The organism is Nodosilinea sp. AN01ver1, assembly GCF_050565655.1.
GTDB lineage: Bacteria > Cyanobacteriota > Cyanobacteriia > Phormidesmidales > Phormidesmidaceae > Nodosilinea.
On record NZ_JBNXVS010000024.1, the window covers coordinates 53,133 to 76,173 of the forward strand.

Annotated in this window: 21 protein-coding genes and 1 riboswitch; of the genes, 4 read left to right on the forward strand and 17 right to left on the reverse strand. The window is 54.1% G+C overall.

Going from position 1 to position 23,041, the window contains the following annotated elements:
• Positions 1-61: 61 nt before the first annotated feature.
• Complete coding sequence (locus tag ACQ4N7_RS18100; RefSeq protein WP_430712894.1) at positions 62-1,039, forward strand: aldo/keto reductase; 978 nt, start codon at positions 62-64, stop codon at positions 1,037-1,039.
• Between the two features lie 256 nt (positions 1,040-1,295).
• A riboswitch (cyclic di-AMP (ydaO/yuaA leader) is annotated at positions 1,296-1,457 on the forward strand.
• A 98-nt stretch (positions 1,458-1,555) separates the two neighbouring features.
• Positions 1,556-2,131: a universal stress protein gene (locus ACQ4N7_RS18105; RefSeq protein ID WP_430712895.1), complete on the forward strand. Its 576-nt coding sequence runs from the start codon at positions 1,556-1,558 to the stop codon at positions 2,129-2,131.
• A gap of 95 nt (positions 2,132-2,226) precedes the next feature.
• Here ACQ4N7_RS18105 and ACQ4N7_RS18110 read toward each other — a convergent pair whose 3' ends face one another.
• Complete coding sequence (locus ACQ4N7_RS18110) at positions 2,227-2,874, reverse strand: hypothetical protein (protein ID WP_430712896.1); 648 nt, start codon at positions 2,872-2,874, stop codon at positions 2,227-2,229.
• Here ACQ4N7_RS18110 and ACQ4N7_RS18115 point away from each other — a divergent pair.
• The gene (locus ACQ4N7_RS18115) at positions 2,873-3,883 is read left to right on the forward strand and encodes an aspartate carbamoyltransferase catalytic subunit (protein WP_430712897.1); all 1,011 of its coding nucleotides are present in this window, start codon (positions 2,873-2,875) and stop codon (positions 3,881-3,883) included. The two genes, ACQ4N7_RS18110 and ACQ4N7_RS18115, sit on opposite strands and share 2 nt — an antisense overlap.
• Positions 3,884-4,002: 119 nt before the next feature.
• Here ACQ4N7_RS18115 and ACQ4N7_RS18120 read toward each other — a convergent pair whose 3' ends face one another.
• Positions 4,003-4,764 (reverse strand): YdcF family protein, encoded by a 762-nt coding sequence (locus ACQ4N7_RS18120; RefSeq protein ID WP_430712898.1) that lies wholly within the window; start codon positions 4,762-4,764, stop codon positions 4,003-4,005.
• Between the two features lie 208 nt (positions 4,765-4,972).
• Here ACQ4N7_RS18120 and ACQ4N7_RS18125 point away from each other — a divergent pair, with 208 nt between their 5' ends.
• Positions 4,973-5,446, forward strand: a complete 474-nt coding sequence (locus tag ACQ4N7_RS18125) for a molybdenum cofactor biosynthesis protein MoaE (protein WP_430712899.1) — start codon at positions 4,973-4,975, stop codon at positions 5,444-5,446.
• Positions 5,447-5,699: 253 nt separating this feature from the next.
• Here the strand turns inward: ACQ4N7_RS18125 and ACQ4N7_RS18130 are convergent, their stop codons facing one another.
• From ACQ4N7_RS18130 to ACQ4N7_RS18200, 15 genes are all read right to left on the reverse strand, one after another.
• On the reverse strand, positions 5,700-6,995 hold the full coding sequence (locus ACQ4N7_RS18130) for an FAD-dependent hydroxylase (protein ID WP_430712900.1): 1,296 nt from the start codon (positions 6,993-6,995) through the stop codon (positions 5,700-5,702).
• 666 nt (positions 6,996-7,661) lie between these two features.
• Positions 7,662-8,576: a glucose-1-phosphate thymidylyltransferase RfbA gene (gene rfbA, locus ACQ4N7_RS18135; RefSeq protein WP_430712901.1), complete on the reverse strand. Its 915-nt coding sequence runs from the start codon at positions 8,574-8,576 to the stop codon at positions 7,662-7,664.
• A 52-nt stretch (positions 8,577-8,628) separates the two neighbouring features.
• Positions 8,629-9,699, reverse strand: a complete 1,071-nt coding sequence (gene rfbB, locus ACQ4N7_RS18140) for a dTDP-glucose 4,6-dehydratase (protein WP_430712925.1) — start codon at positions 9,697-9,699, stop codon at positions 8,629-8,631.
• A gap of 92 nt (positions 9,700-9,791) precedes the next feature.
• Complete coding sequence (locus tag ACQ4N7_RS18145; protein WP_430712902.1) at positions 9,792-11,027, reverse strand: glycosyltransferase family 4 protein; 1,236 nt, start codon at positions 11,025-11,027, stop codon at positions 9,792-9,794.
• A 55-nt stretch (positions 11,028-11,082) separates the two neighbouring features.
• A complete protein-coding gene (gene rffA / locus ACQ4N7_RS18150; RefSeq protein ID WP_430712903.1) occupies positions 11,083-12,261 on the reverse strand; it encodes a dTDP-4-amino-4,6-dideoxygalactose transaminase in 1,179 nt (392 codons plus the stop codon).
• Positions 12,262-13,161: 900 nt separating this feature from the next.
• Complete coding sequence (locus tag ACQ4N7_RS18155) at positions 13,162-13,827, reverse strand: Na(+)/H(+) antiporter subunit B (RefSeq protein WP_430712904.1); 666 nt, start codon at positions 13,825-13,827, stop codon at positions 13,162-13,164.
• On the reverse strand, positions 13,824-14,429 hold the full coding sequence (locus ACQ4N7_RS18160) for a DUF4040 domain-containing protein (protein ID WP_430712905.1): 606 nt from the start codon (positions 14,427-14,429) through the stop codon (positions 13,824-13,826). Before ACQ4N7_RS18160 ends, ACQ4N7_RS18155 begins: the two co-directional genes overlap by 4 nt.
• Complete coding sequence (locus ACQ4N7_RS18165) at positions 14,419-14,724, reverse strand: monovalent cation/H(+) antiporter subunit G (RefSeq protein ID WP_430712906.1); 306 nt, start codon at positions 14,722-14,724, stop codon at positions 14,419-14,421. Before ACQ4N7_RS18165 ends, ACQ4N7_RS18160 begins: the two co-directional genes overlap by 11 nt.
• Positions 14,724-14,984, reverse strand: a complete 261-nt coding sequence (locus ACQ4N7_RS18170) for a hypothetical protein (RefSeq protein WP_430712907.1) — start codon at positions 14,982-14,984, stop codon at positions 14,724-14,726. Before ACQ4N7_RS18170 ends, ACQ4N7_RS18165 begins: the two co-directional genes overlap by 1 nt.
• A complete protein-coding gene (locus ACQ4N7_RS18175) occupies positions 14,981-15,370 on the reverse strand; it encodes a cation:proton antiporter (RefSeq protein WP_430712908.1) in 390 nt (129 codons plus the stop codon). Before ACQ4N7_RS18175 ends, ACQ4N7_RS18170 begins: the two co-directional genes overlap by 4 nt.
• Positions 15,367-16,800 (reverse strand): cation:proton antiporter, encoded by a 1,434-nt coding sequence (locus ACQ4N7_RS18180; RefSeq protein WP_430712909.1) that lies wholly within the window; start codon positions 16,798-16,800, stop codon positions 15,367-15,369. The genes ACQ4N7_RS18175 and ACQ4N7_RS18180 overlap by 4 nt, the downstream gene beginning before the upstream one ends.
• Positions 16,797-17,132 carry a cation:proton antiporter subunit C gene (locus tag ACQ4N7_RS18185; RefSeq protein WP_430712910.1) on the reverse strand — a complete coding sequence of 112 codons (336 nt, stop codon included), beginning with the start codon at positions 17,130-17,132 and terminating at the stop codon, positions 16,797-16,799. Before ACQ4N7_RS18185 ends, ACQ4N7_RS18180 begins: the two co-directional genes overlap by 4 nt.
• Positions 17,133-17,547: 415 nt before the next feature.
• Positions 17,548-18,975, reverse strand: coding sequence for a cation:proton antiporter (locus ACQ4N7_RS18190; protein WP_430712911.1), 1,428 nt, complete (start codon positions 18,973-18,975; stop codon positions 17,548-17,550).
• A 230-nt stretch (positions 18,976-19,205) separates the two neighbouring features.
• Positions 19,206-20,906, reverse strand: a complete 1,701-nt coding sequence (gene bicA, locus ACQ4N7_RS18195) for a bicarbonate transporter BicA (RefSeq protein ID WP_430712912.1) — start codon at positions 20,904-20,906, stop codon at positions 19,206-19,208.
• A gap of 237 nt (positions 20,907-21,143) precedes the next feature.
• Positions 21,144-22,943: a PTS fructose-like transporter subunit IIB gene (locus ACQ4N7_RS18200; RefSeq protein ID WP_430712913.1), complete on the reverse strand. Its 1,800-nt coding sequence runs from the start codon at positions 22,941-22,943 to the stop codon at positions 21,144-21,146.
• Positions 22,944-23,041 lie beyond the last annotated feature (98 nt).

Sequence of the window (23,041 nt, forward strand, 5' to 3'; positions counted from 1 at the left end):
ACCAAAGTTTACAATAAGGCTGTCGCGATCCCCGCTGTTTCCCAGTTTCGGAGCCTGTCCTATGTCCCCCACTGCCAATCTGCAAACCGTGACGCTGGGTCCCAACGGCATGGTTGTACCGGCCCTGGGCGTAGGCACCTGGGCCTGGGGCGACTCGCTCTTTTGGGACTACGGCAAAGCCTACAGCGACAGCGATTTGCACGCCGCTTTCGACGCTACCCTCGACAACGGCCTCACCCTATTCGACACGGCTGAGATCTATGGCTTTGGCCAGTCGGAGCGTTTGATCGGTCAATTTATGCAGCAGCGCCCTCAGCAGACCGATCAGAAGGCGATAGTGGCCACCAAATACTTTCCGCTGCCCTGGCGCTTTTCAAAGCAGTCTGTGGCCGAGGCCCTGTCCGCCAGCCTCGATCGCCTTCAGGTGGCCTCGGTAGCGCTGTACCAAGTGCATCAGCCGGTGAGTTTTCTGCTCAGCCAAAAAGACCTGATGCAGGCCCTGGCGGCAGAGGTCAAGCGGGGCCGCCTCGGCGCAGTGGGGGTGAGCAACTACTCTGCCACCCAAATGCGCGAGGCCCACGGCTATCTGGCCGCGCAGGGCGTACCCCTGGCGGTAAATCAGGTGCAGTATTCTCTGCTTCACCGCCAACTGGAGACCAATGGCGTCATCGCCACAGCGCGGGAACTGGGGGTCACAATTCTCGCCTACAGTCCCTTAGCCCAGGGCTTGCTGACGGGTAAGTATACGCCAGAGGCCGATCTCAAACCCACCGGAGCCCGCTGGCTTGACCCCCGCTTTAGCCAGAGCGGTCTCACCAAGCTGATGCCGGTCATTCAGACACTACGGGAAATCGGTGAAAGGCGCGATCGCACCCCGGCCCAGGTGGCCCTCAACTGGCTGGTGGCTCAGGGTAATGTAATGCCCATTCCTGGCGCTAAAAATGCCCGTCAGGCGGCGCAGAATGCGGGGGCACTGGGTTGGCAATTGACTACCGATGAGCTGGAGCGGCTCGACCGGCTGACCCAGCGCTATCGCTAGCTTTGGGGCTGCGATCGCAGCCCCATCTATCTTTAAAGAATTCAAAAATACTTCTAACGAAAGATGTTTGAGCAGAAAAATCCTTTCTAAAAACATCGTTAGTGATGCATCAATGCTTTCTATTTAAGTTAGTAATTTCACCCGAAAAAATAAAAATATTTATTCACAGCAACGACTGTATTAAGCGATACAAATAGTCACACAATGTTAAGGATTCGTTGACGCTTTTCATTTTTCCCTTCTACAATTTAGACATCGAACAAGTCAGCCTAATTTAGTCGTCCTAACGGCTAGAGCGGGGGAACCAAGTAAAGGGGCGTGTTTCCGAGTTCTTTAAACCCCCATGAAGGGTAATCGGAAAAGGGTATCTCTCAACCCTAGCCCGTCAGCTAACCTCGTCGGCGTTGAGGGAGACTGAACTATCACCATTTACGCTAATGCGTTGATTGTTTCAGTGTCCTAAGTCGTGTTAACACGACTTGTTCGCTGTTCATGATTAGGCTCCAGGAGGGTCTCATGCAGCTCAAATCGCACCTCTCTGCCCCATCAAGGCAGTCCCATTCGATCGCCCCTCAGGTTTCCCCCGAGGCCACGATCAAGCCCATGATTATGCGTTTAGAAGCGGCCCTGGGTCGCCGCGATCTGGCCAAAAAGATTGTTCTACTGCTGCGGCCCAAACCGCCAATTGCAGGCCTTAACATCGACGAGAAAACGATTAATTTTGTGGTGGGTTACAGTGGCTCGGCCCACAGTCAGGCGGCTCTCGACCTGGCCCTATGTGTAGCCCATCAAACTCGTTTGGCCAAGCCCAATCCTGTACAGGTGCATGTAGTTTATGTGGTCGATAAAACTCGCCCCAAAACTATCGCCAATGCCGATCGCATACTCTGGCAGGCCCGCTGCCTAGCTAGTGAATGGCGTGGGTCGCTCAATGCCCACCTGCGGGTCGGCCAGGTGGCAACGGAGCTCAGCCAGGTGGCCAAGGAGATCGAGGCTGAAGTGCTGCTGGTTGGTTGTCATACGGCTAAGCACCGCCTGGTGCAGCAGCTAGATACTCAAACCCCGTGCTCTGTGCTGGGGCTACCCAAGTAGTCTCTAAGCCGATCTAGACGTCAGGCTGGTGCCTCCCAGTAGACCAGTAGACAGGGGCAAACAATCGCTTGCCCCTGCGCATACAGGCTTTGAATTCACAGCACTAGGGGGGTGCCCCGGTTCGTGAACGTCACCGACTCAATCTTCCAGTCGGGCTGGTTAACCAGCGTTTCGCGCAGGCTGCCCAGCAGCGCCTTTTGTTCGCACACCGACAGCGACTGTAGCACCCGCCGCGAGGTGCGGGCCACGCGCAGGTCAATGGTGACGATCTTGGTTTCTGGATCAAAGCGAGTGCGATACCCCGAAAGGGTTAGCTCTGGAATGGCCTGCTCAGCCAGGATCAGATCGACAGTGGTTTCCATACTCTGAGGACGAGGCACGAGAATGGGCTCTCGCCGGTAGTTTTCGCAGCGCTCGTCGAGGGTGTAGAGATCGACGGCCACCGGGTCGGCGGGCGCCACTAGGCGGCGGGCCTTGGCCTGCATCAAGCGGCTGGCGTTGACTAACGCTTCAGCGGGGCTAGGGGCCAGGGCAATGGATTCAAACGGAGTGGCGATCGCGGCGTCATTGGAGCTGGCGGTATTTGGTGCGGTCGCTGTGCCTCCCGTCGCCACAGCACACCCCCCCAGCAATCCCAGCAGGGCCAGGAAAATCGCCCCAGAGCGCTGGCCAAAATTTATCCCTAGGCACCCAAGCCAGGTATGGTGAGGACGGTATTGAACTGGGTTGGGACAACGGGTCATGGCAAGTGCTTCCTGGAATCGACGACACGTGCTGTCGCTGGCCGATTTTACGGCGGCGGAGCTAGAAACGGTAATGGAAACAGCGGTGAGCTTTTGGCAGGTGCTGTCGCGCCGCACCCGTAAGGTGCCCGCCCTGCAGGGGTTAGTGGTCACCAATATGTTCTTCGAGCCCTCGACCCGCACCCGCAGCAGCTTTGAACTGGCCGCCAAGCGGCTGTCGGCAGACGTGCTCAACTTTGCCCCCGGCACCTCGTCGCTGACTAAGGGTGAAACCATTCTAGACACCGCCAAGACGTACCTGGCCATGGGCACCAACCTGATGGTCATTCGCCACCAGGAGTCGGGGGTGCCGGGGGCGATCGCCGCCGAAATGGACCGGCTGCAAACAGGAGTCGGCGTGCTTAACGGCGGCGATGGGCTACACGCCCACCCCTCCCAGGCCCTACTCGATCTATTCACGCTGGGCCTGACCCTAAATCCGGATCACCCGACCGCCGCGCTGCTAGCAGGTAAAAAAATTGCCCTGGTCGGCGACATTCTGCACTCCCGCGTGGCTCGCTCCAACCTGTGGTGCCTCACCGCCTGCGGGGCCGAGGTACACCTGGCCGCCCCACCCACTCTGCTGCCCCCCGGCTTCGCCGACGCCTTCGTGAGCCAGTCGCCAATCGCCATTCCTCGCGCCATTGTGCAGCACAGCACCCTAGCCCCAGCCCTAGAGGGAGCCGACTTTGTGATGACCCTGCGCCTGCAAAAAGAGCGCATGACCCAGCATCTGCTGCCCAGCCTGCGCGAGTACCACCAGGGCTTCGGCATCACGCGCGATCGCCTGCAACCCTGCCAGCCCACCGTTAAGGTGCTGCATCCCGGCCCCGTCAACCGCGGCGTCGAAATCAGCTCCGACGTTATGGATGACCCAGAGCTAAGCCTGATCGGCGACCAGGTCACCAGCGGCGTCGCCGTGCGTATGGCCCTGCTGTATTTGATCGGGGTAGGGGATAAGGGGGGATGAGTGGATGGGTAGGTGGGTAGTGGGTAGGTGAGTAGGTGGGCGGATAAATTCAAACTTGAGAATTCAAACTTGAGAATTCAAAATTTTGAACTTTGAACTTTTCCTTCCTCACCCACGGCCTACCCTGCTCTCACCTCAAACCCCGGCTCTCCGGTTTCCCGCGCAAAATAGCGGCCCATCATGCCGTAGCCGATCAGACCAGCCCACTCGCGCAGCACTAAAAACTGGCGCTTCCGGGTGTCTAGGCTTTTAGGCACCGGGCTGGGGTGGGGGGTGACCTCAAACCCTAGACTGCGGAAGGTGAGCAGCGATCGCGCCATATGGGGCGGGTCGGTCACCAAAATCAGCCGCCTAATGCCCTGGGGCTGCAGCAGGGCGGCGGTAAACAGGGCATTTTCGTTAGTGGTGGCAGAGCAGGGTTCACCGTCGATCGCCGACGCCGGGACTCCAGTGGACTCTAACATCCTGGCAATTTCGATGGCATCACCGCGTCCACTGACAAAGATCAGGGGCGATCGCTGCTGCCGCCACAGGTCGGCCGCCACCTGCACCCGGCTGGCACGAAAGTCTCTCCCCCGCCCCAGCACCACAATGGCATCGGCTGGCTGGCCGCTATCGCGGGGAATCAGTCGCGCCAGCCCCTCGCCTCCCAGCGAGACTCCCAGAGGAGACAATCCCAGGCTGTACAACAGCAGCAGCATGACCCCCACCAGGCTAATTCGGCGTTTCCACCGGCGGGGGCGCACCACCCAGGGGGCGGCAATCATGACGGCTAGCATCGGCAGCACAATACTCGGCTGCATGAGTAGATTGAGCAGTCGCCAGAGCGATCGCGTTAGGTCACCCGCCGATGTAATTTGGCAGGCCGATAGATCAACCACGGTATACCTCCAACTCGACTAAGACCTGAGCAGCAGGGCCATCCTATAATGCAAGGCATTGGCGGCAGGGGATGTTAGCCCCAATACTAGCCAAGCCCTGATTCTGGCGTGATTATAGGAATGGGCACCTGCACGACATCACCGCCCATCACGGTAGACGAATTTTTGTTAAGTCGGTGCCGCCGCTGTCGTTTTTTATGGCTTCTTTATGCAGCTTGCTACCTCTGGGCCCTCTGTAGACACCGCTGCCAACAACCTGAAAATCACCTTTGCCCCCCTCTCGTTAGAGGAGGTCTATGCCGCCGCCGATGACCCCGTCAACGGCGCTGTGGTGGTGATGAGCGGCATGGTGCGCAACAATAGCGAGGGCAAGGCCGTGGTGGCGCTAGAGTACCAGGCCTACGAACCGATGGCCCTGGAGGTATTCAGGCAAATCGCCGCCCAAATTCGCGATACCTGGCCTGACGCCACTCGCATCGTCATTCACCACCGCACCGGCAAACTCGTCGTGGGCGACATTAGCGTGCTGGTGGCCGTAGGCTGTCCCCACCGGGCTGAGGCATTTGCAGCCTGTCAGTATGCGATCGACACCCTCAAGCACAACGCCCCAATTTGGAAAAAAGAATGGTGGGAAGATGGTTCTACCAGCTGGGTAAGCATCGGAGCGTGCGAGGTAGAGTAATGTGTTTTCTATTCCAAATGGGTCGGTTCTGAAAAAGCTTAGGTATCGCGGTAGCTCTGATGAGTCTTAATCAAATCAGCTATTCTTTCTTCTACCAGGTATCGGTGTCGTCGCTACCTCCCCTAAAATTTAAACCGCACAGCCCTTCTTACGAATAGCTATCTAAGGACTCATACCTGTTACCGCCCTGGTCAAGCCACTCAGGGCCAGCACACTTAGCTCGATGCAGATGCCACTATTTTTCAGGGCATAGCTAGACTCGATGTCCCCTTTGCTGGCCTAGACGCGCCAGTTTAGGCACACGCCCCAGTCGCCCTGTCATTAACCGTAGGGCTAGCCGCTTGAGAGGGGGCACCGAGCTCAGTATCCATAGCCCCGCCCGCCGCAGGACCACCAGCGGCCAAACTTGATTAGAGAAGGTGCGGGTAAGCAGGTCGGTAAAGCTGAGAATGACCCAGTTTTCTGTCCGTCGCCAGCGCTCGTAGCGGCGCAGCACACCTACATCGCCCAGATCTTGCCCCCGTTGGTAAGCATAAGCCAGCACTTCGGCTAGTGCCGCCGCGTCGCGAATGCCCATATTGAGCCCCTGGCCACCGACAGGGTGGCAGCTGTGGGCAGCATCTCCCACCAGAGCTAAACGGGGCTGCACGTAGCGATCGCACTGCATCAGCTGCACCGGAAACAGGGCCGGGAACGTCAGCCGTTTGAGCTGCCCCATTTGAGTGCCATAGCGGCGCTCCAACTCGGCCATAAACTCGGCTTCGGGCAGGGTCAGAATAGCCTCGGCCTCGGCGTGGGGAGCAGTCCACACGATCTGGCAACGCTGGCCAGGCAGGGGCAAAATAGCGAAGGGACCACTGGGCCAAAAGCGCTCGTAGGCCGTATTTTGGTGAGAATGTTCAGGCTCTAGCACCGTAGTCACACAGGACTGGCGGTAGCGCCAGCCGACGCTGCCAATGCCCGCCCGCTGCCGCAGGAGCGATCCCTTACCATCGGCAGCGACAAACAGCGGCGATCGCAGCCTAAACGCGCCCTCTGGCGTAGTCACCTCCGCAACAGCCCATTCGCCTCGCTCGTGCATTTCGCTGAGGGTAGCCGAGCACAGGTAGTGAATGTTGGCAGCAGCGGCGATCGCCCCCTGCAGTGCCGCCATCAGCACCCCGTGTTCGGCCCCGTAGTACACCGCCTCAGTACCCAAGTCGGTTGGCAAAAACTGCACTACCCTGCCGTAGTCACCATCAGAAAGCTGCACTTTGCCAAAATGGCAGATCTGCGGCCCAATCTGCGGCCACAGCCCCAACCCCTTAAAGATATCTGCCGAGGTTAACGAAAAGGCATAAGCCCGCTGCCGGGAGGCTGCCACCTCTGCCGTTTGAGCCTCAATGATAGCAATGCTCATGCCGCAGGGGGCTAGGGCTGCTGCCAAGGTTAACCCAACAATGCCCCCACCAACAATGGCCACATCCACGGCTAACTCAGCCTCAGAGCAGTTTAGCTGAGGCTGATCCGCTGGGGAGGAAGAGCGAAATTGCGGAGTTGTAGCAGTCATAGGAGCAGAAGTTAGCCGTTACTGTGCCTTGTAGCCCTAAAGCAAGCCTAGAACCAGGATTTTGCCTTCAGAAAACCCCAGTTCCCAGACTGGACTCAATATAGATCACCCCCCAAACCAAGCATTAGGAGAACCCTTTCAAGTAAATGAGGGGAAGTTTTTCTTTATTCTGACCCGATTCTACTAAGGAAAGCAAGACAGAAAATTCTATTGGAGACAATAGCGCATCTTACACATCGTACCAGCGCAGCCAAAAGTAAGCGCTAACATAGCAATATGTGGCCGGGTTCCTCAGCCAAGCTCATCAGTACAAAAAGCGTTAGTCGTTATCAAGCGGCCCGAGTTCCTACAGGCTTACACCATTTAACCAGCAATCAAGCCTTCACAGAGTTGAGGCCGCAGTCACAACAGCATCGGGTACGTCTGTAGCCTAGCGTGAAACACCAGTGCCGCCACAATCATTTAATACGTAGACGGCCCAAAAAAAATGTACTTCTCGGTGAGTTGTGGCCGTCACCACAACTCACCGAGAAGCCTAGGCTGATGCGTTAGGCTGGTGCGATAACACATCCTAGGAATAATTAACGGCACCCAAACCAGCCTACATTATCTTATAGCTGATTGCGTCTTCCTACATATGAAAAGGCTTTACAGAATAGGTTTCTCTTAAATGGCCTCTAAAACTGGGACTTTAGCAGGAATCAAATGAGAGGAATAGCTCTCTAGCAGTTGCATAAGATACGCTCCGTACTCGCTTTTAGCTAAAGGCTTAGCTAAATGATACAACTGGTTATCCGTAATATAGCCTTTTTGAAAAGCAATTTCCTCCACACAAGCTATCTTTAAGCCTTGTCGCTCCTCTAGAGTTTGAATAAAGCTAGAAGCTTGGTGAAGTGACTCATGGGTGCCCGTATCAAGCCACGCGTAGCCACGCCCTAGAATTTCGACCTGAAGCTGTCCCCTATCGAGATATTTTTGGTTAAGATCTGTGATCTCTAACTCTCCCCGTGCCGAAGGTCGAAGCGTTTCAGCTAAATCACATACCTTGGAATCATAAAAATAAATACCCGGTATAGCATAGGGAGATTTAGGAAATTTTGGCTTTTCTTCAAAACCAATAACTCGCCCAGCCTGGTCAAATTCAATTACACCATATTGTTGTGGATTAGCCACCTGATAACCGAAGATTAAAGCTCCTTCCTGTAGTTGAGCTGACTGCTGTAGCAGCCCTCCCAGTCCATCACCATAAAGGATATTATCGCCTAGTACTAAGCAAACGGGTTCATCATTTATGAATGAGCGGCCTAGGGTAAAAGCTTCAGCAATACCCCCTGGCCGGGGTTGCTCCATGTAACTCAATCGCAGGCCCCATTGACTTCCGTCCTGTAGTAGTTGGCGAAATAGAGGCAAAGAATTTGGAGTAGAAATAATCAAAATATCTTGAATGCCGGCCAACATTAATACCGACAATGGATAATAAATCATCGGCTTGTTATACACTGGCATCAGCTGCTTATTAACGGTGAGAGTAAGGGGATAGAGACGGGTTCCAGTCCCTCCAGCCAAGATAATGCCTTTCATAAAAATACTCCAAAAGTTTTCAAAACCAACAAATCTGAAGTGTTAAGTAGTTCTATGCTAGTCTGCTAGCGTAGTTCTCGTGAATCCAGTCCTGATACTTTTTTGATTGAATTCCTTCAACCCAGTCAGAATTTTCTAAATACCATTTAACTGTTTTCAGCAGCCCACTCTCGAAACTTTCCTTAGGAAACCAGCCCAGCTCTGATTGAATTTTTTGGCAATTGATGGCATAACGCCTGTCATGGCCAGGGCGGTCTTTAACAAACGTGATCAACGATGAGTATTTCACGCTTTCTTTAGGGGCTAACTCATCCAGCAAAGCGCAAATCGACTCGACCACAGAAAGATTGGTCTTCTCGTTAATACCGCCAATGTTGTAAGTCTCGCCTATGCGTCCCTTTTGCAATACCTGGTAGATTGCGTCACAGTGATCCTCAACATAAAGCCAGTCTCTAATGTTTTGACCATCTCCATAAATAGGTAAAGGCTTGCCATTGAGAGCACTAAGAATGGTCAAGGGGATTAGTTTTTCAGGGAATTGATACGGACCATAGTTATTGGAACAATTGGTGGTAAGAGTAGGTAGGCCATAGGTGTGATGATAAGCCCTGACTAAGTGGTCAGATGCTGCTTTACTCGCTGAATATGGACTGTTAGGCGCATAGGGAGTATTTTCGCAAAAAGCAGGGTCCGTGGGGTTAAGAGAACCGTATACCTCATCGGTAGAGACGTGTAAGAACCGAAATTCATTGCGTTCTGTGGATGCCAAAGAACTCCAATGGTTGCGCGCAGCTTCTAACAGCCTAAAGGTACCGACGATATTGGTTTGAATAAAGGCTTCAGGGCCTACAATGGAACGATCAACGTGGCTCTCTGCAGCAAAGTGTAGCAAAGCATCAGGGCGATACTTGAGCAAAACATTGCTAACTAGTTCAAGGTCACCAATATCGCCATGAACAAACTGATAGCCTGAATCATTACGCAAGGATTCTAGGCTATTGGGATTACTAGCGTAGGTAAGCTGATCGAGATTAATAATATTAGCCCACTTTTCTCTTCGCGCTTTAAGCACAAAGTTAGCACCAATAAAGCCTGCTCCGCCTGTAACCAAAAAGGTTTTCATAGATAAATCAGCAAATACTAAGGGATTGAAAATTGCGTAATCCAAGAACGTATTATCTATTCAATGTAGCAATAAATGCTTCCATAGCCTGATTAGGCATAGTCTGCATGCAGATAAAACTCCTCTTCAGCCTTCTGTTTGCTTCCGTTTAAACTATGATCGGCTAACCACTGGTAATCGGTAGAAGATTGACTAGCCCACCTATTCACCAGATCGGCCCATTTAACAGGCAGTCGAAGCTGTTGCCAAGTTGCATGAGAAACTTCGGAAATACGTCGATAGACGTCTGCGTTAGTTAAAATTTCTTCAACACAGTCTGCTAAGGCTGAAACATCAGCTTCAGGAAAAATCATAGCGTTGACATGATGCTGTAAGTAGCCTTTGAACATAGGATGGTTAGAAGCCACTATCGGAGTGCAAGCGCGTAGAGCGTGATGAATTACTAGAGGAAAGCCCTCAGGATAGTTATGTCGACTAGGAACAATAACAAGATCCATGCTATTCATTAAGGGCTCAACCTCATGGTTAGCAACAAACCCTAATAGCTCGACAGAATCTTGTAGATCAAGTTTGTCGATCATGTTCTTAGCAAAATTTGTACTGTCTGATCCCACTAGGTTTAGGTGCACAGAAACCGATCTTGACTTCAACTGCTTGACGGCCTTAAGCAGATCGCCAACTCCTTTTTCTTCACAAATAGCGCCTATGTAGCACAGGCTCCAGTTCCGCTGATTTGGGTGAAGAATCTTAGGCGAAAAATTACCTGGATTGGGATCAATTAAAAAATCCCAAGGCACAATTTTTTCTGGCTTAACTCCTAGGTGCTGTAGTTTGCGCGATGAATTTATACCATAGCTGCCAACCCACTCTATATTTGGTTGATTGAGTAGTGAAATAATTCTACGATTTTTAAGTCTCTTGACTAAACTATGCAAAGGACTGGAAGTTTGCATAGAAATCCCATTGGCAAATGTGGTAATAGTTGGAATCTTTTTTTTCACAGCCCAATCCAGCACGTTTTTGTCTACTGTAAATAGAACTAAATGTGTCGGATCAAATTTTTCAATTAGCTGAATTATTTTCTTGTGATCTATGTCTTCAAACTGGCGAAAGCCACAACCAATTGCCCGAACACCGTTAGGCAAAAGTTCGTCGTAGGCTTCTTGGGTTATGTAGACAAGATCTGCTACTTCTTCTGCATACTGCCTAAGCCTAGCGTAAGAATCAATGGAATATTTTTGCGCATAATATGTTTCAGGCCCTCCAGAATTGAGACGATAAAAATCTGTGCGGATATCACCCGCAAAATTGATAATTAGAAGCCGCATTAAAATTTACTCCGGATTCAAAAAATTGGTCTTAAGGCCCTTTACCATCCGCTGCTTAGAGCAATGAATTTCGAACTAGAGAGATAATGTAGTCTGCCTCTTCAAAAGTCATATTGGCAAAAAGAGGCAGGCGGACAATGCGATCGCAAATATCTTCTGTAACAACCAAATTACCAGATTGACGACCGTACTTTTGTCCTGCTGGGGCGTTATGCAGAGGAACGTAGTGAAAAGTTGCTTGCACACCACAATGCTTTAGAGTAGCTAAAATCTTAGTGCGCGTTTCTAGGCTATCTACTAAAAGATAATAGATATGTGCGTTATGTTGACACTGCTGAGGAATATTTGGGCGTTGTATTTTTTGGTCTTTTTCAAGCTCTTCAAAAGCAAGATGATACCGATTCCAAATGTTTAATCGGTGTTGGGTAATGCTGTCGGCTTGCTGAAGCTGTGCCCACAAAAATGCAGCAAGGATATCACTGGGCAGATAGGAAGAACCGATATCGACCCAGGTGTATTTATCAACATCGCCTCGGAAAAACTGGCTGCGGTTTGTGCCCTTCTCCCAAATTATTTCTGCTCTCTCAATTAGCGAAGGATCATTAATAGCTAATGCACCACCTTCTCCTGAAACTATATTCTTCGTTCCATGAAAGCTAAAGGCCGCCAGATTTCCATAGCTACCGATTGGTTGGTCGTTGTACTTAGAACAGATGCCTTGAGCTGCATCCTCAACTATTTGCAGGCCATATTGATATGCAATCTCAGAGATTGGAGCCATCTCGCAACTCACTCCTGCATAGTGAACCGGCGCGATTGCTTTGGTCTTAGCTGTAATTGCCTCTTTAAGCTTGGTTTCATCTAAGTTTAGGGTGTCTGGTCGAATATCGACAAAAACAGGTACGCCGCCCCTCAGTACTACGGCGTTTGCTGTAGAGACAAAGGTATAAGACGGCATGATGACTTCATCACCGGGCTGAATATTAGCCAAAATAAACGCCATTTCTAGCGCTGCAGTGCATGAATGGGTTAACAGCACTTTTTTGGAGGCAAGCTGTTCTTTTAGCCATGACTGGCATAATTTTGTATATTTGCCATCACCTATGATGCCGCCGCTTGCTATTGCCTCTGTGACATAGAGAAGTTCTTCTCCACTCGCACTAAACTTGCTAAAAGGAATATTTTTAATGTCCTGGCTTTGTGCTAACAAGGTTGTTTCCTGCAGTAAATTCACAAACGGCTCCTATTTTTTATATGGTTTTAGAGTCATTTAAACTTGTATAAATGACTAAAATTTGTAATTGATTGAGTTTTTACAAGGCTTGCGTGAAAATTTATGTTCAGAAGAAATAAACGGATATCTTGATGGTCTTTGTGCTTAAGATTTAGCTCAAACCCTTTCCAATATGTATCATGCCCTACCGTAGAGTCGCCCTACCTATATGAGGCTAGAATGGTAAACTATTCACATATTTGCCAGGAAAATGAAAAGACTGTAAAGTCTGAATCCATTTCACCTCGGTGTTTTGGCTGATACCTCATCCAACCTGGAATGCGGAAGCCTCGAGTCGGCTCATCTAAACAGTGAAATAACTCTGGTGAACTTGAAACGATGGCTATACCCCGTTACCCAGCCCAAATTTTCAATCAGGACTGGGGCCAGTGTCATAAGCAATCGCCCCAGGCTGCGCTGGGAGTCACAGCCCTAGGAGAAACTCCAATTCTCTTAGAAGCACGCTAGCCGACGCTGTAACGTTCAGCTAAGCCTTGCTCTTTGATGAGCCAGATGTGATCGAAGATTAGCTCACGCGTTAGGGCGCGGTCGAGCGGCTGCGCTAGAAGCAGGGGCGCTAAGTGGGTTCTCAATTGCTTAAGCAGTTATGGAAAACCGTCCTAATCTTGGCCAGCGGTTGCTGTGGCAATTTTTCTAAAGCTGTCTACGACGCTAGTTGGGGTAAAGAGTATGAAAACCTGTGTCACGGCTTGAAGTTTTATACCAGCGAATGCGGCCAAGGAGGTAAGACCCTGTAGTCAACTCTAGGTAAAGCAAATTGTGGAGCCATATCCGACGTTGACTTGGCTTTTACTACAGATTTCTGCATAAAGCCCAGTTGATAGGCATGTCTTTTGTACCCTACAGGAGCCCCCGGTAGCGAATAAACAATAGAGTGATCGCCCAGGACCCTAGCGCCACCTTAAGCGCTACCAGAATGTTTAGCAGCGGTATTACACCGCCGCTCAGCAATGTGCCAAACTGGCCGGGGGGTAGCTCAATGCCTAACAGGGTCAGCACTGCCAACACGATAAAAATCAGTACCGACACCTTTTCCCAGGCGGCGGCGCGCCAGCGCTCGTAAATCGCCTGCATCCACTCCGGTGAGGCAGCGGTAATGGCGATCAGACCAATCGCGGTACCGCCAGCTACCCCGGCTGCAAACCCGCCGCCGGGGCTGAGGTGACCCCGAATCGCTAGTTCGATGCCCACTAAGGCCGCGATGGTGGCCCCCAGTCGGGCCAGCACAATGGACGGCTGGTCGGTAAAGCTGTAGAAGGGAATGGTAGGGGTTTCGTTGGCCAGCAGGTACTTGGCCCCCATAATCGCAATAGTAAACACCACGACCTCAAAGATAGTGTCGTAGAGGCGATTGCGGAAGATGATTCCTGATACTGCGTTGGGAATGCCGGTGTCGGCGGCGATCGCATCCACCACCGCCAACTCAGCGCTTGCCGTTGCCGGGTCAGGCAGAATCAGCATTTTGAGAAAGAACAGCAGCCCCGCCGTCAGATAAACCCAGATCATGAATGCTCCTCGGTTAGGGTCGGGGAAGGGGGTAAGGTAGCAGGCTCATCGTCGCAGTAAAGTTTGGCCTCTGCGATCGCCGCCGGCAGTTCCGTCGCCAAGATCTCCGCCAGCCGCCGCACTCGCACCAAAATGTGGGGAGCTACTTCCTCAGCGGTTTGACCTGTTCTATTCATCAGACAAATGCCGTGCACCTCTTTAGCCGCTAAAGCCTGATGCAGCGTTTGGTCATCGGCGTAGGACACCAGCTCCAGCCGCAGCTGATAGCGCTTCAGCAGGGCTCGCAAATAGTCGAGCATGGGCTGCCACTGCAGGTTGTTCTTAGCGCCTTCGCCCTCCAGTACCCCCAGCCGCATGACCAGCGACGATCGCACAGCTACTACATAGAGAGTGATTGCCAGCATGGTTCCCACCAGGGCCTCAGTCAGCGCCACGTCGCCCCCGCCTAGCATGGCGTAGACTAGAGCTGCGATCGCCCCCAAAATGCCCCGCATCACCAATGCCTGGTAGGGGTTTTGCTGAAAGATTACCATCGCCGCCGACAGCGGCAGCAGCAGCATAATGGCGTAGGCATAGCTGCTCATGATCGGGCTATCCGCCATGACCCGCCTCCTGCCCAACGTCATGGGTAACGTCGTCGGTAACGCAGTAGGCCAGCACGTAGCCCAGCACCGTATTCCAAATTGCCAGCGAAATCAGCGCCAGCACCAGCAGCGGCCATTCCTGGGGAATGCGCAGCAGCAGCCCCACCACGATCGCCATCGACCCCAGGGTGTCGGCCACCGACAGCCCGTGCAGCTTGTACAGCACCGATCGCCGCCCCAGCAGAGGCCAGGTACCCCAATACCAAAACACCAGGCCCAGCACAATGCAGGCATAGCTAAGAATATTAATCATCACCCCTCCATTGCGTCGTCAACCCGCTTGATAATGTGGGCCAGCAGCATCAGGGCCGCGTTGCCCACGCTGAGAATGAGCACCCCCACCACGCCGATCATCCAGTCATTCTGCAAGACGGCAATCACCAAAATCATTACCGAGGTTTTAGTGGCGATACTGGCAAAGGCCAGCATGCGCTGCCAGATATCCTCATCCTGAAGGGCCTCGATCATGGGTATCAGCAAAGCCCCAATCATCGCAATCAGCACTAGGGTCATGGGGTTTTCCCCCGCTGAATGTAGTGAACTTCATACCAGCCCTGATTGTGGTAGCGCTGCACAATGGTCTTGGGCGTAAAGGTAATTAGAAAAATATCCAAAAAAATTAGACTGGGCGTGCGTCGAGGTTTAACCCGCTCCAGCACCACCGTTTCTTCTCGGTGCGGGTAAACCATAATTTCAAAGGCTTCTTTATAAGCCTGGGGAATCGCCACCAAGACCTCCCCCAACGTGCGCAGCCAATCTTTGAGCAGACCCAAATTCGTTACTCCCCGAGGCAGCAGCAGGGTCACGCCCACTCCAATCAAAATGTTGGCCCAGCTCAGGTCGGCGGTGAGCAAGAACCAGATGGTCAACCGCAAAATGATGTTTAAATATCCTGTCATGCCAGCACCATGCCAAACAAAACCATCAGCATTACGCTCATCACACCGATTAGATGTTCAAACTTCTCCAGCACCTGAGGCAGCTTCACCACCAGTCGTTGAATAATGAATAGATAGATTAACCAGCCCAGGGCAATCGTAGCCAACGGCTTAGCTATATTGGCCAGGCTGTAGGCGTCGTAGTAGGCCACATTGGCCACCACCAGCCCCGCCAGCAGCAGCACCACCGCCGGCCAAAACCCTCGCTTAACCGCTTGTTCTTTGACCGACTTGTGGGGCAAGAAAATAAACTTAGCAAAGGAAATTGCGGTTCCCAAAGCGGCTATGTTCATGGCAATTACCTGCCAGGGCAGCAAATTTTTCATCGTCAGCACCTTGGCCCCAAACCCTGACAGCAGCGGGAAGCCTGAAATTGAGAAGCTGGCAATCACCAGGGCAACCCAGATCGGGGTGTGAATGGGCTGATTGTGCAGTTCTTTGAACTTGCGGCTGGGTAAAGCGCCTGCGGTTAAAAACAGGGCCGCTTTTACTAGGCCGTGGGTGAGGGCGTAGAAACCGCCTACCTCGGGAGCCGCCAGCACAAACCCCATCTGCGACACCGTGTGAAAAGCCAGCATGCGCTTGGTGTCTTTTTCAAACATGGCGTAGGCTACCCCCAGTAGAGCGGTGCCCGCCCCAAAGATGCGCACGATCGGGTCGATCTCCTCCAGCATGAGCGCCAGCCGCGCCAGCGGAAACACCCCAGCCTTGATCACCACCCCCGACATCAGCGCCGAAACCGGCGTCTCGGACTCGGAATGAGTAAGGGGCAGCCACAGCCCCGAAATAAAGATGCCGCCCTTAGTTAACAACCCAACAAAGATCAGGGCCACAGCCTCAATCGGAGCCCCCTGTATGGCCGCAAAGGCAAAAGACTGATTGGTTTGATACACCAGCGCCGCCCCCATCAGGTAGAACAGCATGGCCGTATTGCTGACAAACAGGTAGCGCAGCGCCACCCAAAGACTGCGATCGCTGCGCGGATAGGTAATTAGCAAAAACGTGCCAATCCCAACCACCTCCAGCGCCACGTAGAGGCTAATTAAATCGGCGCAGATAAACGCCGCATTGACGCTGCCGTGGAGAATGATCGCCTGGATGTAGAAATAGGTGGTTTTGCCGCTGTACCAGCAGTAGAGAATCACCGCCGCCGTCACTAGAGCATTGGTGAGAATAAAAAAGGCGCTCAGGCTATCGGCCATCAGCGTGACGCCAAAGTTGTCGAGCAGTTGCCAACTCAGGGGCGCAGGCTGCCCAAACAGCACCATGGCGTACGCCATCGACACCAGGGTGACGGCCAGAGCGAGAATGCGATCGCCCTGGGGCAGCAGATAAATGCTAAACCCAACAAAAAATGGCAGCGCAATCCAAAGCATGGTCCACAGCGTCATGGCCGGTACTCCTCTTCAATAGCGCGGGTCTCCAACGTCGGGTTGTCGCGGGCCAGCTTCATCACCGCCACCAGCATCAGCGCCTGAATTGAAAAGCCAATCACGATCGCCGTCAAAATCACCGCCTGAGGCACCGGGTCAGCATAGGCCACTGAAGACGCTCCATTGAGAATAGGCGTGTAATTACCTCCCCTAGCCGCCACCAGCACAAACAGGGCAATCACCCCAGTACTCATCACATCCATCGCGATGATTTTCATTACCAAATTTTCCTTCAGCAAAATGCCAAAGAAACCCAGCAGGATAGTGGCGTAGACACAGGCGTAGAGCATTGGTCTAGAGAAGGTGAGGAAGAGAAGAGAGATGAAGAAATGGAGTCTGGTACCGCTACGCGGAGTTCAAAATGCAAAGTTCAAAAGGGAAAAGTGTTTTGCTGCACTAGGTAAATTGCAGAGCTAAAAGGCCCATTCGCAAAACAGAGGTTTAAACCGATGATCAACTAATCCTTTCCGTGAGGTCCAGGACGACGGAACGTCCTGGTCGATGGGGGTCTGGGGCCAGCGAAATGGCCCCAGCAGCAGACCTGGCTATTGCCCCCAACTGTACGCCGCTAAACTCACTGAATAATCAACTCGACAAAAGACCAAGATGATTTCAGGAAACATTCTCGCGAGTGGTGGGCAGTGCCCACCCTACAGTGACTGCGATCGCTAGCTCAAAGCAAGGATCTTCTCTCTCAGAAACTGCCTAAGACGCTACATCAGCCGGTTCAGGAGCGGCCTCTGCGATCGCATCCGCCTCACTACCCTTAAACGCAATTCGCAAAAACGGCGGAGCCAAAAACGTCGTCGCAATCACCATGATGATAATCGCCGCCTCCAAAGGCTTGCTCAGCACCCCACTAGCGGAACCAATGCCCGCAAACACGAGCCCCACCTCGCCGCGCGGCACCATACCAATACCGATCGCCAGACGATTCAGCGGCTGACCAAATGCGGTCCACCCAGTTATAACCTTGCCGACAATGGCTACCGCCAGCAAAAATACCGCAATCACTAGACCCTCACGGTTAGCCGCCACAGCCGGGTTCAGCACCCCCAAATCGGCCTTGGCCCCCACCGTCACAAAGAAGATCGGCACCAGAATGTCAGCGATGGGCATAATCTGGCGATCGAGCTCCTTGCGCTTGTCGGTTTCATCCAGCACCAGGCCCGCCGCAAACGCCCCCAGAATCGCCTCTAAGTGAATCACGTTGGCTAAGAACGCCATTAAGAAGGCAAAGGTAATCGCCGGAATCACCAGGTTGCCGCGAGTTTGCAGCTTGTCTGCGATCGCCACAAATGACGTATTGAAAAACTTGCCCAGAAAAATGGCCCCCAGCAAGAACCCCGTGGCGCTGATAATCAGATACACCACATTCATCACATCCACTTCGCCAGTCTTTGCCAGACTAGCCACCACCGCCAGCACGATGATGCCTAGCACATCGTCAATCACCGCCGCGCCAACGATAATTTGACCCTCCGCCGACTTGAGCTGACCAATCTCCGACAGCACCTTCGAGGTAATGCCAATACTGGTTGCCGTTAGCGCTGCGCCCGCAAAAATCGCCGGAATCGTCGGCACGTGGAACAGCAGCATCAGCCCTACCGTACCCAGCGCAAAGGGTGCCGCCACCCCGACCACCGCCACGATCGCCGCCTGGTAGCCCACCTTTTGCAGCTCTCGCAGGTCAGACTCTAGACCAATTTCAAACAGCAGAATGATTACCCCTAACTCCGCCAGCACCGAGATCACCTCGCTCTGGCTGCGGAACACCTCTGTCACGGCCTCGGGAGTCAGCCCGCCCAGCCACTGCAGCAGCCCCATCAGCTGTGAGTCTGCCGCCACGGCCCCCGTTTCGGGAAACATAATCAGGTGCAGGGCCGACACGCCGACCACCACCCCAGCCACCAGCTCTCCCAAAACCGGCGGCAGATCGAGCAGCTTAGACAGCTCACCCCCCAGCTTGCTGGCCACATAGATTACGACCAGGCTCAGCAGCACCCCGGCCAGCACCATCGGCCCAGTATCGGCCCCAGTATCGGCAGTGGGGGTAGCGGCCACCAGCGGCACCAGCCAAGGCGAAGCTGGTCCGGGCAGCCAAGCAAGGGCAGAAACAACGTTAGACAACATCGATACCTCCTAATCCAATCCAGATTTCAGGTTAGAAAATTTCCTGCCTCGCTAGACAGGACTTATCGAGCCAGCGCCAGGGAAATACCGGCTGGTACTTCAGCACTGAGCCTTCAAAACTAAAGAGCAGATTCCGGCATGCGGCAGCCTTACAAGCAGATGAGCCTGGCCGGCTAGAGCTGACTCCTGGCCAAGTGGAGTTCGAGACTCCATACCAAAATTTGATGCTCTTACAGGGTCGCCGTACCGGGCTCAACCGCAATGCGGGGCGGTTCGACGCCATCTTTAGTCGCCAGGATGCGCAGTGCCGTCCTCAGGGCATCGGTGCGGGTTTCTACCAGATGATCAGAGGGCACATACCGCAGAGAACCCAGCTTTTCGAGCCGCTTTAGGGTTTTGCCCCGCGCCCCGGCCAGAACCACGGGCCGACCGTCATCGCTGGCGTCCTGAATGGCACTTTCCAAGGCCAGAGCCGCCGTTACCCCCAGGTGGGGTACATCCTGCAAATCGATAATCAGAACGTCGTGGGCTTCCATAGCTGTATGCTCTTGGGAAATCGCCCGCGCTACGCCGAAGATCATGGGCCCGCTGAGGTGAAACAGCAGCACCCGCCCATCGGCCTGGTCCATCAGCGCCTTATCTTCGGCGGTTAAGGGTAGGTCTTCATCGAAGTCGGTGATCGCCTTTACCTGGTCAGCCTGAAGCTTGCTGAGGCGTTCGATTGTGAGCACGTTGGCGATAAACACACCGACACCAACCGCCACAATCAGGTCGACAAACACCGTCAGAAACATGACGCCATACATGATGGCGGTGCCCTTCCACGACACCTGGTGGGCCCGCTTCAGGAAGCTCCAGTCGAGAATGTCGAAACCGACTTTGACCGCAATGCCCGCCAGCACCGCCAGCGGAATCGCTTTAGTCAAAGGCGCGGCCCACAGCACCACCACCAGCAAGATACCGGCCCGCACCAGACCCGACAGCGCCGTGCGCCCCCCGGCCTGAATGTTGACGACTGTCCCCATGGTGGCACCGGCACCCGGCATACCGCCAAACAAACCCGACATCAGGTTGCCAATGCCCTGGCCAATCAGTTCTTTGTTGGAGTCGTGCTGGGTGCGGGTAATGCTGTCGGCAATCATCGCCGTCAGCAAAGCGTCAATACAGCCCAGCATCCCCAAGACCAGACCATCCACCAGCATGATCCGCAGCTGATCGGCACTGAACATGGGCAGCTGCAGCTGGGGCAACCCGGTGGGAATCTCACCAATCAGCCGCAGTTCGGCACCGGAGAATACCGTCAGCGCCAGCAGGGTACCGGCGACCAGCACCAGCAGCTGGGGCGGCACCCAGCGGCCAAACCGCTTGGGCATGAGAAACAGCACCGCCAGGGCAAAGGCCCCCAGAGCTACTTCCGCCGGATCAAGGGTGCTCATCATTTGGGGCAGGTTGGTGAGGGTGCCGACCACTCCGCCCTTGGGGGTAGCGTGGCCCAAAAATGGCCCCAGCTGCAGAATGATCAGAATCACCCCAATGCCCGACATAAAGCCCGAAATGACCGGGTAGGGCATTAGGGTGACGTAGCGCCCCAGCTTGAGCAAGCCAAAGATGACTTGAAAAAAACCGGCCAGCATGACGACGGTAAAGGCCATGGCCATACCGTCGTCAGGATTGGCGGCAAATAGCTGAGCGATGACGGCGGTAAACACCACGGTCATCGGCCCGGTAGGCTCTGAAATTAGCGTCGGCGTGCCCCCAAACAGCGCCGCGAAGAACCCCACGATAACCGCCCCGTAGAGACCCGAGGCAGCCCCAGCCCCTGAGGCGACGCCAAAGGCCAGGGCCATCGGCAGGGCAATGACTGCAGCGGTGACACCCCCAAAGATGTCTCCGCGCACATTGCGGAAGTTAATACGATTTGTGATGCCCATCGCCAGCATCTACGCTCCTTTATTGAGTTGTGTAAATGAAAAGAGCTTTGACATCGATAAAAATCTATGGAAAAACTGTATCACTTCCGCATTGGAAAACCCAACGAGTCAGCGATTGGTTTTTCTAATGGGTGACACAAGAATCCTTATAAGCTTCTGGCAGCTACAGCGAGAGCCAGGGCATAGACAATTCATCTATGCCCTGGCTCTCGCCACTGTGGTTGTGAAGGTGAGCGGTTAAGCGGCGGCGATCGCCTTTTTCTTCGGGAACCAGTGCTTGAGCTGCACGGTAGCCAGAGCGGTGATCAGCGTGCCGACGGCGATCGCCACAATGTAAAGCCCTACATTCTCCACCGCGTTCGGAATCGCCAGCACAAACACACCGCCATGGGGAGCCCGCAGGGTGCAGCCAAAGGCCATCGACAGCGCCCCGGTCACTGCCGACCCGGCAATGCAGGCGGGCAAAATTCGCAGCGGGTCATTGGCCGCAAAGGGAATTGCCCCTTCGGTAATAAAGGAGATGCCCAGCACCGAGGCCACCTTACCGGCCTCCTGCTCCGCCTGGTTGAAGTGCTTTTTAGAAATAAAGGTGGCCAGGGCCAGACCCAGGGGTGGCGTCATTCCGGCGGCCATCACTGCCGCCATAGGAGCGTAGAGGTTAGTAGCGAGCAGCCCCACGGCAAAAGTGTAGGCCGCCTTGTTGACTGGGCCGCCCATATCTACCGCCATCATGGCCCCCAAGATCAGCCCCAGCAGCACGGCATTGGTGCCGCTCAGCCCTTCCAGGTAGGCGGTCATGCCCTCCATGATGAACCGCACCGGGCCGCCAAACACGTAGACCAGCAGCAGACCCACAATCAGCGTCGCCAGCAGCGGAATTACCAGCACGGGCTTGAGGCCCTCAAAGTTGGCGGGCAGGTTCACCTTGTCGCGCACAAACTTAGCCACATAGCCCGCCAGAAAGCCGGAGAGAATGCCGCCCAAAAAGCCCATATTCAAATTTGCCGCCAGCATGCCGCCGATCAAACCGGGGGCTAAACCGGGGCGATCGGCAATGGAAAAGGCAATAAAGCCCGACAGCACTGGCACAATTAGCGCAAAGGCCGCGCCGCCGCCAATCTGCATCAGAGCGGCCCCAAAGGTGCCCTCCTCGGGGTTAATGCCAAACACAAAGGACAGAGCAATGATCAGACCGCCCGCCACAATTACCGGCAGCATGTAGCTCACTCCGGTCAGCAGGTGCTTATAGGGGCCAGAGCGGCTTTCGGAGCGCTCGGCCTTGGCCCGCTTCACCTCGTCCAGGTAGCCACCCGAGCCGTCAGCATTGCCCCCCCCGGCCACTGGCGCATCCATCGCCGCCGTCACCACATCGCTACCGCTGTGAATGGCGGCTTTGGTAGAGGTTTCGTACAGCCGCTTACCGCCAAAACGCGACAGGTCAACGTGGGTATCGGCGGCAATGATCACCGCGTCAGCACGGGCAATGTCTTCGTCGGTAAGGGTATTTTGGGAGCCAACTGAGCCCTGGGTTTCAACCTTTATATCGTGGCCCAACTTGGCGGCCCCCTGCTTGAGCGCTTCAGCCGCCATAAAGGTGTGGGCAATACCCGTAGGGCAGGAGGTAATGCCTACGAAGAATTTATTCGCGGCGGATGGAGCTGAAACAGCCCCATCCTCAGGCAGCGGGTCGTGGGGGTGAGGCGTCGTTTTAAGAGCACCCAAGCGGGGGCCATGCCCTACTAACGCCACAGCGCTTTGGATTACCATCTCGGTATTGCGAATAGCCTCGCTGGTGGAGATGGCGTAGACGGGCTTACCCGCAAAGCGATCGCGCTCCACCGCCCCGTCGGCCCCCACAATCACCACATCGGCCTGCTGAATGTCGTTGGGGTTCAGAGTCGTGGCCACAGGGCCGCCCTGGGCCTCAGTCAAAATTTCGTGGCCCAGGGCCTGGGCAGTACGCTTGAGGGCCTCCGCCGCCATTTGGGTATGGGCCTCGCCAGCGGGGCTAGCGGTAACGGCAACAATTTTGGTCATAGGTTTCCTACTGGTCTGTGAATACCTGATTCAAAAGCTTTTTCAGAGGGCGTGGAGTGGGCGGTAGGGTGCTTTCGCGAAACAATGCACCGTTTGGA